Source organism: Corallincola platygyrae, assembly GCF_039544265.1.
Taxonomy (GTDB): domain Bacteria; phylum Pseudomonadota; class Gammaproteobacteria; order Enterobacterales; family Neiellaceae; genus Corallincola; species Corallincola platygyrae.
This window is the reverse complement of the sequence record NZ_BAABLI010000005.1, coordinates 38793-53541: the sequence shown is the minus strand read 5'-3', so window position 1 is coordinate 53541 and position 14749 is coordinate 38793. Positions and strand designations below refer to the sequence as shown.

Below are 14749 nucleotides of genomic sequence, written 5' to 3'. Positions count from 1 at the left end.
CTTTTACCGAGCTTTTACCTAAGCTTTTACTTATAAACCATTCTAATCAGCGGGTTGCCATAGCAAGCTCTAGCTTAAAGCAACTTGCATTTCGCGCCAATAGAGTGTCAGATTATTTCTCAATTTGCTCATATTGAGAGCTAAATCACCAAATAAGCCCCATAGCGGTTGGCGAATAGTCACTAAATGATTTAACGCGCTCTGTTGCTTAATATCCCCTTGATCTTACGATGCTTTTTCCTCTGGTTGCGATACAACTAAACGACCACTCGAAGGATGGAACAATTGTCATGGCACAGTTCTTTCATCTGACTGGATGTAACCGGTTGGATATCGGCAGCTCCTTTACTCGCTCATAAGTATTGCGATCTTCTCGCCTTCAAGCGTCGTATCCAGATTATCAGTTCTGCTTGTTGTATCGCAGAGATGCCGACATGTGGGAGTGGGTCATGAAGATACCGAAAGAAACCAGCGAAGAGCAGTTCGAGTTTGAGATGATCGAAATGCGGCAAGCAGTCAAAGGCGAGCGCCAAAAGCAACGACAGGGATCGCTCAAAGATCCTATGAGTGAAACACCTGATTCCTCTGACATCGACGAACAAGCCAAGTGAATAACACGCAAACACACACACTTGTTGTCGGCAGTGGGGCGATAGGATGCGCTTTGTTAAGGTGCGCTCACAGGCAGGTGCCAACCAACAAACTGATGCTGACAACCCGAGCAAAAGACGCCGGAGAGATCCCTCACGAGATACCAGAAGGTACCGAGGTCATTCGGCTGGATCTCGAAGATGAGTCCACCATAGAAAGCGCTTTTGCCTATATCAATGATACTTGGCCGCAGATAGACCAACTGTTTGTTACCTCAGGGATGCTACACAACGCATTGCTGAAGCCGGAGAAATCCCTATCACAGTTAACTAGTGCCCACCTGGCGCACAGCTGGCAAATCAATGCAGTTGGGCCTTTGCTAGTTGCCAAACATGCAGAAACAATGCTTAAGCGGTCACAGCAGCTCAGTGTATTTGCCGTATTATCGGCGAGAGTAAGCAGTATCAGCGATAACCGGCTAGGAGGCTGGTACGGTTATCGAATGTCGAAAGCGGCATTAAACATGGGCATCAAAAACCTTTCTATTGAGTGGCAAAGAAAACGCCTCAATACAGTCTGTGTGGGTTTACACCCTGGAACGACCGACTCTCCGCTATCAGAGCCCTTTCAAGCAAATGTGCCAGAGGGTCAATTATTCAGCCCTGACAAGGCTGCATCCCACCTGATCAAAGTGATCAGTAAGTTAACCATTCGAGACAGCGGGAAGCTGTTTGCTTGGGATGGTCAAATGATTCCTTGGTAACAGATATTACTTAAGCATTAGCTAACTCATTGATAACGCTAGAGTGTGATCAAAAGAGTAAATATTCTTATTTCTATATGGCGGGTTTTGGTATTCCTGCTACATTGGGAATAGGTTAGAAAACGTCCACCCTGAGTCCTAGCCACACAATTGGAAATTATTTTTTAGAAGGAGCTTTCCCGTGATCCGCGCATTTGTAGTATTAATGCTAACGCTTTTCCCTTTAGCACATGCTCAATCTGCTTTATTGCAGTTCAGCTTCGACGGTATTCTCGCCGATGGCCTCCCAAATCATGGTCCAGATTTTTCAGGTTGGATTATTGTGGACTCAGAACAGGAAGAGGTAGAAGCAGTTTTTTCTAATTCCGGTGACACCGACTATTTCTGGCTTCGCAGCAATCCTATGGTTAGAGGAAGCTGGGATTTACCATTTTTCGAATATGACGATTTCCTTGGCTCTTTCGTGTTGGTGATAGAAGGGTTTACTGAGGGCGCAAATAACCCCGACGAACTATTTGATATCTATCTAGACATCGAGCTTGAGGGTCCTGATGATGCACTTCAAAATCGGCGTTTTGATGAAATGTATGTCGCCGAGTTTGGTTCCTTCGGCAACTTTATCAACGGCTCCGACGGTTCAGATGCTTATTTCGACAACTTGATGCTCGATGTAGTTGACGCTATTCCTCAAGTGAATACCCCGGCTCCTACTGCGCTGATATTGGCATCTGTAATGCTAATCTGGAGCGGTTGGCGAAGAAGAGCATAGCTCTCTAGCGCACAACTAAAGCCCCCTAAATTGAATAAGCCGCATAAGCGGCTTATTCTCTATTTGAAGACCTTAATTCGACTTTGGCAGCAGAGATCACAGTTTTGATCTTGGGCATTGGATGACAATTGCACTACAATAAGTGTCAGATAATTTTACACTCCGTTGCGAGCTGTGCCATGAAAGCGGTAGGCGAACCATGACTCCCAACAATCTTATCAGGGCATTACTGCCCTCTTTGAAGCGTCAATTAGCCCCTCAGGGGGGCTCATTATTGGCTCTGCCACAGAACGTACTTGAGGTGCGTCGCCTTTGTAATGATGACGACACGTCCATTGCTCAGGTATCTCAAGCTGTTGTGCAGGATCCAGCTTTTGCCGGCTACCTTCTGCAGATGGCTAACTCGGCCATGTATGGTTTTGGTTGGAACGAATGCACACGTATTGAGGATGCAATTAAGCGCCTTGGTCTACGCCGTGTATCTAAAACATCACTACTTTATGCTAGCCGCCAGTTACACCAAGACCAACACGTACCAGCGTCTCTCAAGCCCTTGCTGCAGGCGAACTGGCAACGTAGTTGGAAGCTGGTAAAAGACGCATCTGAAGCTTATTGGAAGCGTCGCGGCAAACTACCGGAACATCACTTCCCGGTAGCGATTGCGGATGTTTTAACTGCCAGCGTGCTGTATTTTTCAGGTGCTCTTGCGATCCTGACTATCGCTGCAAATGAGCGGGAGCTATTGGAGCAGAACTCTGAGCTGCCACTCGAACGTACAGCTCTGCTCTATAACCGCGGCATGTTGCGTTCAGTATTGTCCATGTGGGGCATGGGAGCAGACTTCGCCAAAGGCTTGGCAGACCTCCCTGTAGAACAAGGCATGTGTCGTAATGACTTCCTCCGTTTAGCACTGCTTAACCAGAGTGAAATAGCCATTCAGATGGGCTTCACAATGGATCAACAAGAGGCTTGGAAAGCACGACTCACAGATCTACGTATGCTCGATACTGCGCGCGTAGCCTGAACGCTGACGGCTGGAATTCGCAGCAATCTCTCATATTCCTCAAGGCCCACTTGTTGACGGCAATGCCGATTGATACGCTGGGTCTAATTCTTTGATATGCAGAAGCTTATGCGCCAGCAACCACGAGTCGTTCTGATCACAGGAGCCAGTAGCGGCATAGGTCATGCCCTCGCCAATAGTTTTCTGGCTGCTGGATGTCTCGTCGTCGCCACCGCTCGTAATATCAAATCCCTTGAAAACCTGGAGCAATCCGGCGCTTACCCACTCAGTCTGGATGTCACCGACACCGCCGCCTGCCACCATGCCATTGAGCACTGTATTGAAAAATTCGGACGTATCGATGTACTGGTAAACAATGCAGGCTACGGGCAGATTGGGGCCTTATTAGACCTTTCGGATGAGCAGTTGCATAACCAATTTGCTGTTAACTGCGTTGCACCTTTAAGGCTATGTCGGTTGGCGGCTCTTAGGATGACAGAACAAGGCAGCGGGCTGCTGGTAAATATAGGCAGTGTTTCCGGCATTACTGTGACACCATTTGCAGGCGCTTATTGCGCCAGTAAAGCCGCTTTTCACGCTTTAGACGATGCGCTACGAATGGAATTAGCCCCTTTTAATGTCAAAGTGGTTACGGTGCAACCCGGAGCCATTCAATCCAGTTTTACCAAAGCGGCAGATCAACACCTGGCTCCAGCAGGTTCACTTTACAATCGATATAGAGCCGGGATCGCAAAACGGGCAGGAATGTCTCAGAGAAATGCCACTCCGGCTAAACATTTGGCTGATTACGTGGTCACACGGTTACTAAAAACAGAGAATCCGCCCGCAATAATACGATTTGGATACGGCGCCAGGTTGCTGCCCTTAATGAGCTTGCTAGTACCACGTCGCCTGCGGCAACGAATTCTGTCGAAGACTTTTGGACTGTGTTAACAGTCTTTAGGAGAGAATGATGAGATTAATATTGGCCTCATTTGTCGGCCTCGCACTGGCGGGATGCGGCGAGAAAGCAGAAGAAGCTCCCTATCAGCAAGCCTGCAGTGATCCACGCCCCCAAATCTGTACCATGGATTACAACCCTGTTGATGGTTACCTGGACACTGGAGAGTGGAAGTCCTTTTCTAATGCCTGTAATGCATGCAGTCATCCACAGGTGCTTGGTTATAAAGAACCGGATGAAAACAGCCAAATGCAGAAAGTTTCTCCTCCCTAGGTATATAGCGTTTGAAAACGTCTCTGCTGTTACTGACGCTTCTGATCCTGTCGTCTCCTCTTTTGGCAAAAGAGTGGCAGCTTCAACTGTCTGAAAACGGTATCAACATCTATAGCCAGACTATGGATAAGCCACCCTATATGCGTCTCAGGGCAGAACTACAACTAGAGGCTACCAGAGGTTCATTTCTTACCTTACTTCTTCATACTGAATCGACCAGAGACTGGGTTGAGCATGCTGAAGGTGCCGATGTCATTATATTTCAACCGCCAAACAGGCATTTGGTGCACACCCGGTTTAACCCGCCCTGGCCCGTCAATCGGAGAGATCTCGTAACGGTTTCCCGTTACTGGGAAGAGCCAGTGTCCGGCAACCTCTATTTGGCAGCGGAATCCCGCCCTAACGCTTTCCCGGCACAGGAAGACTACATTCGTCTACTGAAGGCAGAAGCATGCTGGCAGATATCACCGCTGAAACCGAATGCTATTCGTGTGAGGTATGAAGGGTTCACCGATCCCGGCAGTCACTTGCCCTATTTCGTTACCAACCAAGTAGGGATAGAAGCGCTGCATGAAACCTTCAAGAAATTGAGAAAGCAGTTGCAGCGTCCGGAGTACAGATACGCTCGCCCTGAGATTCCCAAAACTCGCGAGCGTCAGTCAAAGCCATGTGATTCACTACTGGCCAATGAACCCTAACACTTCATTGGGAATCGCTGCCTGATACTGCTCACAGATTAAGGAGCCAACCGCTCGACTTGCCAGTCACCTGAGAATGGCTGTTCGCGAGTATAGAGAAATCGATCATGCAGCCGATGCTCTCCTCCCTGCCAATATTCAATAGACTCGGGCACGATTCGATAGCCTCCCCAGAAGCTCGGCAGAGGTACCTCGCCTTTGGAGAATTTACTTTTAATCTCCATAAACTTAGATTCCAAAACCTGACGGGCACTGATACGACTACTCTGTTTGGAAACCCACGCCGCGATTTGGCTTTCCCAGGGGCGGGTGACGAAGTACTTCAATACCTCTGTGTTGGTGAGCTGTTCAACACGTCCGACGACAGCGACCTGGCGATCTAACGTATGCCAGGGAAACAACAAACTGATTTTGGGATTTGTTTCTAAATGCTTGGCTTTGCGACTGCCAAGGTTGGTGTAGAAAACAAAGCCCTTTTCATCGAACCGCTTGAGCAACACGATACGTTGGTAAGGTTGGCCTGTCTCGTCGACCGTTGCCACGACCATAGCAGTAGGATCTTCAAGCTTTGCCTCGCAAGCCTGCTCCATCCACTTTTCAAACAGCGGCCATGGCGATTCAGGCAAATCAGCCTCAGTTAATCCACCGTGCGTATATTCTCTACGCAAATCGCTTAAATCACCCATTTACTCGTTTTCCAATCACATCTGTTGCCCATAGTTTACGGCCTGTTTTAGGGAATAGACCAACAAAAAATGCGTCTAATTGATGAGCTAACTTGTTGAAATCGTCAGCAAGGTGCAATATCAACCAGTCGACGTTATCGGATTTTTGTCATATTGCCGAATATGAGTATAGAAAAATACCAACCTATACCCGTGGTCATCCTCGGAGGAAAAGACCAGCGACCAGCCAAGCTTCCCGACGAAGTCGAGGACAAACGTGCCCTGTCTGCCTACAAGGGCATGGCGATCCGCATTGACGGCCAGCCCATTATCTCGCTTATCATCCAGCGGTTGAGAGCAAGCAAAGCGTTTGGGCCTATCTATATTGCAGGCCCAAGTGATATCTACCAGCCAGTCTCAGACCTAGCCCATATCATTGATACCGATGGCCAGTTAGATGAAAACGTCGACAATGCCCTGCAGACGATGGCGCTTTTTCACCCAGACCGCGCCATCGCCTTTTTTGCATGTGATGTGCTGCCTACTCCGGAAAACCTGGTAGAGCTGGTGAAGCTTTATCGTGAAACTGGCCGAAGTGATATTTTCTTTCCTCTGGTACGCGTTCCACCAACACCAGAGCAGTTAGGCTCATCTGATTGGAAGCCCCGGTACCAGGTGATCCCAGCCGGTGAAGAGCAACCAACACAAGTACTGCCAGGTCATCTACTGATTATTCGCCCCAACAGCCTGAGGTTAAGGTTGATTTTCACTCTGACCCGGCTGGCCTATCAGACCCGAAATCGCGGCATTGAGTACCGTAAAAGCGCCATGATCCGAGGCGCGCTCTGGTTCTTAATCAAGGAAGATTTCAAGCAACTGACGAAATTTAAACTACCGCACCTGACCGCCACCGTTATTAGCAATGCTATTGCTGGCGCGCGTGAATTAGCCTCAGGGACGGTTTCGCAGCGCAAGTTGGAAAGGCGTATCCGTAAAATCGTAGTAAAGGCCCGCCACCGTGTTACCCACAGGGGGCCGACAGTATTCTTCCCTGTGGTTGATGCGTTGGAACTGGCGAAAGATATCGATACTTATGAAGAGGTTGAAGAGCTGGGCGGAAAAATTGAAGAGTTTGGACAGGAACCCAAAGAGGCACCCTAGGGTGCCTCTTTGACATCAACTGTTCACTGATTATCAGAACAAGGTATAGATAAAGGTTGCCAGTGCACTCTGTTGCGTCACTACTACCAGTGAGCCAAGCAGGGCCAGGATCACCACGATGGGCAGCAGCCACATCTTCTTTCTAACGCGCATAAAGCGCCATAAATCACCAAGAAACTCCACCATTAGAAAGGGTTCTCCATCTGTTTTTCATCCAGCGCCTTGCGACGCTCTTTGTACGATTCACGCTTCGGGTCAAAGCCCTGCTTAAAGTGCAGCTTACCGCGCCAATAGAGCCAGCCGCCCAGCGGCATAATGAGCAGGAAGAATACCACGCCCAAAATCAGCCGGGTATTAATCCACCCCAGAATAAGGGCGATCACGATCCAAACTCTGAACAATGGATAGATTGTTATCGGCAGCACGAAGGCCAACGCTGCAATCACACCACCGGCATAAATAGGCCATAGGCTACGTTCATAGCCAATCCACCAGGGCAACAGCGCCCAAAAAAACAGGGCCAGCAACGCAGCAAAACCAAGTCCAAATTTACGTAATTCGCCTTTATCACTGGCGGCGATCATCGGGGGCTTTAGGGTTGAGTCAGTCATTAGTCGAGTTCAAACTCCCGTTGTTTCGCTTTCGCGATCGCTTCTTCGGGCATCGCGGATTTCTCCAGTCGCCAGTTACCCAAAACCAGCGTGTCCATCTCTGTGCCTAGGAAGCAGTCAATGGCATCATCCGGACTACATACGGGCGGTTCGCCGCGCACATTAAACGAGGTGTTAATCACCATAGGAACATCACTGCGCTGAGAAAACTCGCTGATCAATCGGTGATATCTTGGGTTGGTTTCTTTGTGCACCGTCTGTACTCGTGCTGAATAATCGACATGGGTAATGGCTGGCAGCAAAGAGCGAGGATATTTAAGTCGCTCAATACCAAATGCTGGCATATCCTCGCCTTCCGGCAGTCGATGAGCGTCTGCAACATTGGCAACCAACAGCATGTATGGGCTGTCATCAGACATGGTGAAGTAATCACTTACGTGCTCTGCCAATACCGAAGGTGCGAAAGGTCGGAATGACTCACGATATTTGATTTTCAGATTCATAACCGACTGCATTTCCCGGCTGCGGGGGTCACCAAGAATAGAGCGGTTACCCAACGCGCGGGGACCAAATTCCATCCGCCCCTGGAACCAGCCAACCACATGCTCACTGGCAAGCTCATCAGCCACCTTGCTGAACAAGGCATCTTCTTCCATCAATTCGCCGGGCAAACCTCGGGTTTTCAGCACTTCACCGATCTGCTCATCGTTGTAATCAGGTCCCAGATAACTGCCCTGCTGGCTGTCCAAAGTTCCTGTATTACGATCAACACCGCAATGCTGATACAAGGCAGACAGTGCACATCCCAGGGCACCGCCAGCATCACCCGCAGCGGGTTGGATCCAAATCTGTTTAAAGACTTTCTCTTCCAGCAGCTTGCCATTAGCCACGCAGTTCAACGCAACACCACCGGCCAAACATAGGTAGTCAGCACCCGTTTCCTTTTTCAGGCTGGTTGCCAACTTCAGTACCACCTCTTCGGTCACCACCTGAATAGAGCGAGCCAGATCCATTTCACGCTGGGTCAACTCATCCGCTTCAGTCCGAGGCGCACCACCAAACAATTGGTGGAACTTCTCCGACGTCATGGTACTGCCGGTCACGTAGTTAAAATAACTCAGATCAAGACGGAAGCTCCCGTCTGGCTTGATATCGATGAGGTGCTCTTTAATCAGGTCGACATATTTAGGCTCACCATAAGGGGCCAACCCCATCAATTTGTATTCGCCCGAATTCACCTTAAAACCGCAGTAATAGGTAAAGGCGGAATAAAGCAAACCCAGCGAGTGGGGAAAGCTAATCTCCCACAAGGGTTGCAGAGAGTTGCCTTCTCCCAGCCATGCACTGCTGGTCGCCCACTCTCCGACACCGTCGAGACAGAGCACCGCGGCTTTGTCGAATGGGCTGGGGAAAAATGCGGATGCGGCATGAGACTGATGGTGCTCGGCAAACAAAAGTTTCGGCAACTCTTGTTTACTGACGCCTGCAAGCTGACTCAATTCTCGACGCAACAAGCTTTTAAGATACAGCTTCTCTTTCAGCCAGATAGGCATTGCCCTGACAAAGGACGCAAATCCACGGGGCGCCGATGCCATATAGGTTTCAAGCAAGCGCTCAAACTTCAGCAACGGCTTGTCATAAAAAACAATATGGTCGAGATCCGTCAGCTGGCAGCCAGCGGTTTCAAGACAGTAGTTGATCGCCTGAGCAGGAAAGCTGGGATCATGTTTTCTTCGCGTAAACCGTTCTTCCTGAGCGGCAGCGATAATGCGTCCATCTTCCACCAGTGCGGCAGCACTGTCATGATAGAGCGCAGAAATACCAAGAATACGGGTCATGTGCTGCTTCACAATTCTGAGATTGCGGGCAGTCTAGAGCCGCCCACAGATTGAAGCAATGGGCAGTTTTAGCTAGTGTGAGGCGCCTAAAACACTTACCTATATCTATGTCAGAGATGAGCAAAAAAACCACAAATTCTCGCTCAAAATGGTTCCTTCTTATTACCCTTGCCACTCCAGTCGTTTTCTTTGTGCTGTTGGAGTTGGTATTGCGCCTCAGCGGTTTTGGCCACACCTACCCGCTGTTTGTCGATGCCAAAGGTATGCCGGGCTACTACCAGCCCAGTGACCAAGTCATTAAGCGCTACTTCAATGACCCGAAGCAGGCTCCTAATGTCAGTATTGATACCATCTATTTCCAAAAGCAGAAGCCAGACGACACATTGCGAATTGTTGTTCAGGGTGGCTCTAGCGCCGCAGGTTTCCCTTACGGGCGTTGGGGTGGCCTGGCAGGCATGCTCAATGACCGCCTCGAAGCGACTTTTCCAGATAAGAACATTGAAGTGATTACCACGGCGATGAGTGCCGTGAACAGCTACACCTTGCTAGATCTGGTTGACGAAATCATTGAAGTCCAACCCGACGCAGTGCTGATATACGCAGGACACAACGAGTTTATTGGTGTGATGGGCGCAGGATCTGCGCTTACATCAGCGCAAAGCCATGGTGCCAAGTTACTTTTTCTTAAACTAAAAGAGCTGCGCCTGTATCAGCTGATGCAGCGCGTAGTCAGTTGGTTCTCCCCTGCACCTCCTGCCGCCAAGGGGGGGGCCGAGCGTGGTACTTTAATGGCAAAAGCCGCAGCCAACAGAGAGATCCCCTTTGGCTCCGAGTTGTATGAGCAGGGCAAAACCCAGTTCGAAGGCAATATGCGCCTGATACTCAGTAAGTATCAGCAGGCTGGAATCCCCGTTGTGATGGGGACCCTGGCCAGCAATGAAAAGGACCAAAAGCCTTTTGTCAGCGCGCAACCGCAAGGTGACGAATGGCAAACCAAGTGGGAGGCATACCGAACTGCACTTGAAGCGGGTGAGGACAAACTCGCGATCCAAGGTCTGACCGAAATGGCAGAGCAGTTCGATACCGCCAATGCTTGGTTTACGCTGGGTAATGCTTTGATTTTGAAAGGCGAACAGGACAAAGCTCGCGAAGCCTACCTGAAAGCAAAAGACAGAGACCAGCTAAGATTCCGTGCACCTGAAGCGTTTAATGACATCATTCGAAACCTAGCCACTGAATTTAATACACCAGTTGCCGATGTGCAGAATTACATGCGTCAATACTCCAAAGACGGTGTCATTGGTGACCGCCTGATGCTGGAGCATCTGCACCCAAACAAGCGGGGGTATTTCCTACTTACCGAATCATACTTCAACACCCTGCGCACCATCGGCTTGATGGCGGACTGGTCTCGTGCCCAACCCAGCGCGATCGCATGGCGTGAAGTATCTATAACTGAAGTGGATGAAATTCTCGCCAAATACAAAATCGATACCCTGAAAGCGGATTTTCCATTCACAGATACACCATATAAGGTGCCCTTCCCTACGCCAACAGATACCGTGACTCAATTGGCGCTTGCTCGCCAATCTGGCAAACAGAATTGGATCGCCAATATGCAGAGCCTGTTGGGCCACTATCGTCAGCAGCAGAACCACGGTCAGGCGTTGATTGTGGCGCGGATGCTGGCGCAGGCATTTCCTACACAACATGGGCCCCAATTTGCCACGGGTATGCTGTTTTTAGGCGTGAAGGAGTATCCAAGAGCCGTCAAGTACCTGAACAAAGCGTTAGAGTTAGAGCCAAAGAATACCGAAGCGCGCAAGGGACTGGTTTATGCCTTAGTCGCGTTGAAAAAGATCGCCCCTGCTGAACAGCAGTTAACCATGCTGAAACAGCAGCTGGGTAACGACCCTTCAATTCAAGGCTTAGAGCGTGCTGTAAGAGCTGCACAGAAGCCATAGTCAAGGCTATCTCCACAGATAAACTAAGTTGTTTATTTATTCAGAAGGCTGCATCATTAACGTGAAGCAGCCTTTTTGTTTGGCCCCGGGCCGAACGATTGCCACAGGAAGTTAAAGTATTAAATGAACGCAGCCGCTGACAAAGTCCTCTACCTTCTGAAAACTCAGGGCAAGCTGACTGCACAAGCCTGTGGCGAGCAGTTGCAGATGACCTCGATGGGTGCCCGCAAACACTTACAGCAACTGGAGAGCAACGGCCTTGTTGATAGTGAAGATATCGCCAGTAAAAAGGGCCGACCCAACCGTTTCTGGTTTTTAACCGAGAAAGGCCATCAACGCTTCCCAGATCGCCACTCTGACCTCACTCTGCAGCTAATTGATTCAGTAAAGAGCGTGTTTGGTGACGAAGGTCTGCAGCAACTGATCGACAAGCGCGAAAATGTACTTACCCAAACCTATCAACAAGCGATGGCAGGTTTGTCCTTACCTGAACGTGTTCGAGTCTTAGCTCAGAACCGTGCCAGCGAAGGTTATATGGCATCTGTGATTGAAAACGAAGACGGCTGGCTGCTGATTGAAGACCATTGCCCCATCTGCGCCGCCGCGACTGAATGTCAGGGCTTTTGTCGCGCAGAACTCAACCTGTTTCAAACCTGCATTGGACCTGACGCCACAGTAAAACGTACTGAGTACCTGTTGGAAGGCGCTCGCCGCTGCGCCTATCAAATATCCCCAAAGTAACAAATATCCCCAAAGTAACAAATATCCCCAAAGTAATAAGATCCTTTTCTTTCTTTTTATTCGTAAAAAGCAGTGAGGAAAGCTTTTTGCATGCCGATAACCAAGTAGTCAGTTAGTTGACACCGAAAGGTGCAGGGGGGCGACATGAAATACGCCTCGAGACAAAGCAGTAACAAACCGACAGCCATCCACTTTTGTCATCGTGCTGACTGGATACCTCAGGTCGAAAAGGCGATGGATAGTCTGGGGGCTGCTGGCTTCCGAGACCGGCAGGGACACCTGATTTTGGTCACGCGAAGCGCCAAAAAACCAGGTTATTGGCAAGCGACGTGGTTTAAATCCAAAGGGCCATACCAAGACAAGCTCAGCCCCAAAGCAAGTCAGCTTCTGCTTTCCATTGCTCCGATGCTTAGAGAGTGGCTAAGTCTGAGTTTGATTGACCAACAATTGTGTAGTTGGGCCAACAAGGCTTAGCTAAACGGCTGACGGGAATCGACAATCCGTCAAATGTCACCGCTTTTTATGGTGCTTATAAGCTATTTTGCATACACTGACGCGTAATTTTGTTCAGGTCAGGAACTACCCGTCATATGAGTCCGATTCATGATCACGGCAGAAGCTTTCCTCTCGGCCCTACCATCATTGATGGTGGCGTCAACTTCAGCCTGTATAGCCGCAACGCGACTGCGGTAGAACTTCTTTTATTCAAGTCAACCAGTGATACACGCCCCAAAGTCATTACTCTCAAGCCGGACGTTAATCGCACCGGGGACTACTGGCACATTTTTGTTAAAGGTCTGGGCGAAGGCCAGCTATATGGCTATCGCGTCTATGGTCCTTATGACCCAGCGCGTGGACTACTGTTTGACCCACAAAAAGTACTTTTGGATCCCTATGCTCAGGCCGTTGCCATGGGTGACAACTACAGCCGAGCCAAAGCTGCTGCGCCGGGAGACAACGTCGCCCACTGTATGAAGGGCGTTGTTGTTGAGCATCGTGGCTACGACTGGGAAGACACTGGCCCGGTAAATCGCCCGCTGGCTGAAACCGTCATCTATGAGATGCATGTAAAGGGCTTTACCGCGAACCCGAACTCAGGTGTAAGCCCTGAGAAGCGCGGAACCTATGCTGGTGTTATCGAAAAAATCCCATACCTGAAGAGCCTTGGTGTCACTGCCGTTGAATTACTGCCAGTGCAGCAGTTTGATCCACAGGATTGCCCTGAAGGCGTTTCAAACTACTGGGGTTATGCACCGATTAACTTCTTTGCGCCTCACTCTGAGTACAGCTCAGACAAAACACCAACCGGTGCTTTCCGTGAGTTCCGAGACATGGTCAAAGAGCTTCACAAAGCAGGTATCGAGGTCTATCTCGACGTGGTGTTCAACCATACTGCCGAGGGGGATGCCCGAGGACCCACTCTCAGCTACAAGGGTTTGCAGAACAACACCTATTACATCCTGAGCGGCGAAAACAAAGAGTTCACCAACTACTCAGGTTGTGGCAATACGATCAATGCCCACAACTCCATCATGCGCCGCATGATCAGGGACTGCCTGAAGTTCTGGGTACAAACCATGCACATTGATGGTTTCCGCTTTGACCTGGCATCAGTGATGTCTCGTGGCCCTAAAGGCGAAGTGCTGAAGGATCCACCGGTACTCTGGTCGATCGACACAGACCCTGTATTGGCAGGTACCAAGATTATTGCTGAAGCCTGGGATGCTGCGGGCCTGTACCAGGTGGGTAACTTTATCGGTGGTCGTTGGCAGGAGTGGAACGGTAAATACCGCGACCACGTGCGCAGCTTCCTGCGCGGCGAAAAGGGCTATGTCAGCCGCTTTGCTGACCGCCTGATCGGCAGCCCGGACCTTTACTACGACCAGCACCGTAGTCCGCATCGCTCCATTAACTTCGTCACCGCTCACGATGGTTTCACTTTGAACGATCTGGTGAGTTACAACGATAAACACAATGAAGCGAACAACGAAGGTAACCGCGACGGTGATAACCACAACCGCAGCTGGAACTGTGGTGAAGAAGGTCCTACCGACAACCCGGACATCATCGCCTTGCGTCAACGCCAGGTGAAAAACTTCATGACCGTGCTGCTAACCTCTTTGGGCACGCCCATGCTCACCATGGGTGACGAAGTAGGCCGAACCCAGCACGGTAATAACAACGCTTACTGCCAGGACAATGAGATCAGCTGGTTTGACTGGTCATTGGTCGACAAAAATTCCGACCTGTTACGTTTTACTCAGAAGATGCTGCGCTGGCGCCAACAGGACCCAGCTCTGGATCAACAACGTCACTACACCTTGGCTGACGTACTGGATAAAACCAAGATCCAATGGCATGGGGTTTACCCTAACTCGCCAGACTGGTCGGAAAACTCCCGCTCTCTGGCACTGACAATCAGAGACCCAAACACGGGTGAACTGCTTTACCTGGCGATCAACGCCTGGCACCAAGACCTGATGTTTGAGCTGCCACCACCAGAGTATGGTCGCTGGCATAAGATCGTCGATACCAGTCAACCTTCGCCAAACGATATCGTCGAAGATCCTGAATGTGCCGAAGCGCTCAGCTGCCTGGTTTATAACGTGCCAGGGCGATCCATTGTGCTGCTGGCAGCATATGAAGATTAAGGCTGATTATTGATCTAACGTTAAAGGGCCCGTCATGGGCCCTTTTTGCAGGTGAGATTT

16 protein-coding genes are annotated in these 14749 nt (G+C 49.8%); 12 read left to right on the top strand and 4 right to left on the bottom strand.

Annotated features, from left to right (window positions below):
- Positions 1-449 precede the first annotated feature (449 nt).
- The 7 genes from ABEA14_RS02855 (at position 450) to ABEA14_RS02825 (ending at position 5058) form a co-directional block, all read left to right on the top strand.
- Positions 450-611 carry a hypothetical protein gene (locus tag ABEA14_RS02855; protein ID WP_345338332.1) on the top strand — a complete coding sequence of 54 codons (162 nt, stop codon included), beginning with the start codon at positions 450-452 and terminating at the stop codon, positions 609-611.
- The gene (locus ABEA14_RS02850) at positions 608-1354 is read left to right on the top strand and encodes an SDR family oxidoreductase (RefSeq protein WP_345338331.1); all 747 of its coding nucleotides are present in this window, start codon (positions 608-610) and stop codon (positions 1352-1354) included. The genes ABEA14_RS02855 and ABEA14_RS02850 overlap by 4 nt, the downstream gene beginning before the upstream one ends.
- A 181-nt stretch (positions 1355-1535) precedes the next feature.
- Entirely contained in the window at positions 1536-2123 is a 588-nt protein-coding gene (locus tag ABEA14_RS02845; protein WP_345338330.1) for a hypothetical protein, read from the top strand.
- Positions 2124-2322: 199 nt separating this feature from the next.
- Positions 2323-3147 (top strand): HDOD domain-containing protein, encoded by an 825-nt coding sequence (locus tag ABEA14_RS02840; RefSeq protein WP_345338329.1) that lies wholly within the window; start codon positions 2323-2325, stop codon positions 3145-3147.
- A 108-nt stretch (positions 3148-3255) separates the two neighbouring features.
- Entirely contained in the window at positions 3256-4080 is an 825-nt protein-coding gene (locus tag ABEA14_RS02835) for an SDR family NAD(P)-dependent oxidoreductase (RefSeq protein ID WP_345338328.1), read from the top strand.
- 19 nt (positions 4081-4099) lie between these two features.
- Entirely contained in the window at positions 4100-4360 is a 261-nt protein-coding gene (locus ABEA14_RS02830) for a hypothetical protein (protein WP_345338327.1), read from the top strand.
- Between the two features lie 11 nt (positions 4361-4371).
- Positions 4372-5058 carry an START domain-containing protein gene (locus tag ABEA14_RS02825; RefSeq protein ID WP_345338326.1) on the top strand — a complete coding sequence of 229 codons (687 nt, stop codon included), beginning with the start codon at positions 4372-4374 and terminating at the stop codon, positions 5056-5058.
- Between the two features lie 38 nt (positions 5059-5096).
- Here ABEA14_RS02825 and pdxH read toward each other — a convergent pair whose 3' ends face one another.
- Positions 5097-5744: a pyridoxamine 5'-phosphate oxidase gene (gene pdxH / locus ABEA14_RS02820; protein WP_345338325.1), complete on the bottom strand. Its 648-nt coding sequence runs from the start codon at positions 5742-5744 to the stop codon at positions 5097-5099.
- A 162-nt stretch (positions 5745-5906) separates the two neighbouring features.
- On the opposite strand from pdxH, the gene ABEA14_RS02815 reads away from it, so the two are divergent.
- Positions 5907-6884 carry a hypothetical protein gene (locus tag ABEA14_RS02815; RefSeq protein WP_345338324.1) on the top strand — a complete coding sequence of 326 codons (978 nt, stop codon included), beginning with the start codon at positions 5907-5909 and terminating at the stop codon, positions 6882-6884.
- 33 nt (positions 6885-6917) lie between these two features.
- Here ABEA14_RS02815 and ABEA14_RS02810 read toward each other — a convergent pair whose 3' ends face one another.
- Genes ABEA14_RS02810 through ABEA14_RS02800 form a run of 3 tightly spaced genes read right to left on the bottom strand, consistent with a single transcriptional unit; the run spans position 6918 to position 9333 of the window.
- A complete protein-coding gene (locus tag ABEA14_RS02810; protein ID WP_345338323.1) occupies positions 6918-7070 on the bottom strand; it encodes a DUF5989 family protein in 153 nt (50 codons plus the stop codon).
- Entirely contained in the window at positions 7070-7495 is a 426-nt protein-coding gene (locus ABEA14_RS02805; protein ID WP_345338322.1) for an SxtJ family membrane protein, read from the bottom strand. The genes ABEA14_RS02810 and ABEA14_RS02805 overlap by 1 nt, the downstream gene beginning before the upstream one ends.
- Complete coding sequence (locus tag ABEA14_RS02800; protein ID WP_345338321.1) at positions 7495-9333, bottom strand: carbamoyltransferase family protein; 1839 nt, start codon at positions 9331-9333, stop codon at positions 7495-7497. The genes ABEA14_RS02805 and ABEA14_RS02800 overlap by 1 nt, the downstream gene beginning before the upstream one ends.
- Before the next feature lie 209 nt (positions 9334-9542).
- Here ABEA14_RS02800 and ABEA14_RS02795 point away from each other — a divergent pair, with 209 nt between their 5' ends.
- From ABEA14_RS02795 to glgX, 4 genes are all read left to right on the top strand, one after another.
- The gene (locus ABEA14_RS02795) at positions 9543-11297 is read left to right on the top strand and encodes an SGNH/GDSL hydrolase family protein (protein ID WP_345338319.1); all 1755 of its coding nucleotides are present in this window, start codon (positions 9543-9545) and stop codon (positions 11295-11297) included.
- 123 nt (positions 11298-11420) lie between these two features.
- Positions 11421-12038 (top strand): helix-turn-helix transcriptional regulator, encoded by a 618-nt coding sequence (locus ABEA14_RS02790; RefSeq protein WP_345338318.1) that lies wholly within the window; start codon positions 11421-11423, stop codon positions 12036-12038.
- A gap of 144 nt (positions 12039-12182) precedes the next feature.
- Positions 12183-12512, top strand: coding sequence for a hypothetical protein (locus ABEA14_RS02785; RefSeq protein ID WP_345338317.1), 330 nt, complete (start codon positions 12183-12185; stop codon positions 12510-12512).
- 116 nt (positions 12513-12628) lie between these two features.
- Positions 12629-14689, top strand: coding sequence for a glycogen debranching protein GlgX (gene glgX / locus ABEA14_RS02780; RefSeq protein WP_345338315.1), 2061 nt, complete (start codon positions 12629-12631; stop codon positions 14687-14689).
- Positions 14690-14749: the final 60 nt, after the last annotated feature.

Coding starts and splice junctions, on each gene's coding strand:
- ABEA14_RS02810 (WP_345338323.1), bottom strand. CDS start 7,070: ATGGTGGAGTTTCTTGGTGATTTATGGCGCTTTATGCGCGTTAGAAAG.
- ABEA14_RS02855 (WP_345338332.1), top strand. CDS start 450: ATGAAGATACCGAAAGAAACCAGCGAAGAGCAGTTCGAGTTTGAGATG.
- pdxH (WP_345338325.1), bottom strand. CDS start 5,744: ATGGGTGATTTAAGCGATTTGCGTAGAGAATATACGCACGGTGGATTA.
- glgX (WP_345338315.1), top strand. CDS start 12,629: ATGAGTCCGATTCATGATCACGGCAGAAGCTTTCCTCTCGGCCCTACC.
- ABEA14_RS02785 (WP_345338317.1), top strand. CDS start 12,183: ATGAAATACGCCTCGAGACAAAGCAGTAACAAACCGACAGCCATCCAC.
- ABEA14_RS02840 (WP_345338329.1), top strand. CDS start 2,323: ATGACTCCCAACAATCTTATCAGGGCATTACTGCCCTCTTTGAAGCGT.
- ABEA14_RS02790 (WP_345338318.1), top strand. CDS start 11,421: ATGAACGCAGCCGCTGACAAAGTCCTCTACCTTCTGAAAACTCAGGGC.
- ABEA14_RS02800 (WP_345338321.1), bottom strand. CDS start 9,333: ATGACCCGTATTCTTGGTATTTCTGCGCTCTATCATGACAGTGCTGCC.
- ABEA14_RS02815 (WP_345338324.1), top strand. CDS start 5,907: ATGAGTATAGAAAAATACCAACCTATACCCGTGGTCATCCTCGGAGGA.
- ABEA14_RS02805 (WP_345338322.1), bottom strand. CDS start 7,495: ATGACTGACTCAACCCTAAAGCCCCCGATGATCGCCGCCAGTGATAAA.
- ABEA14_RS02830 (WP_345338327.1), top strand. CDS start 4,100: ATGAGATTAATATTGGCCTCATTTGTCGGCCTCGCACTGGCGGGATGC.
- ABEA14_RS02835 (WP_345338328.1), top strand. CDS start 3,256: ATGCGCCAGCAACCACGAGTCGTTCTGATCACAGGAGCCAGTAGCGGC.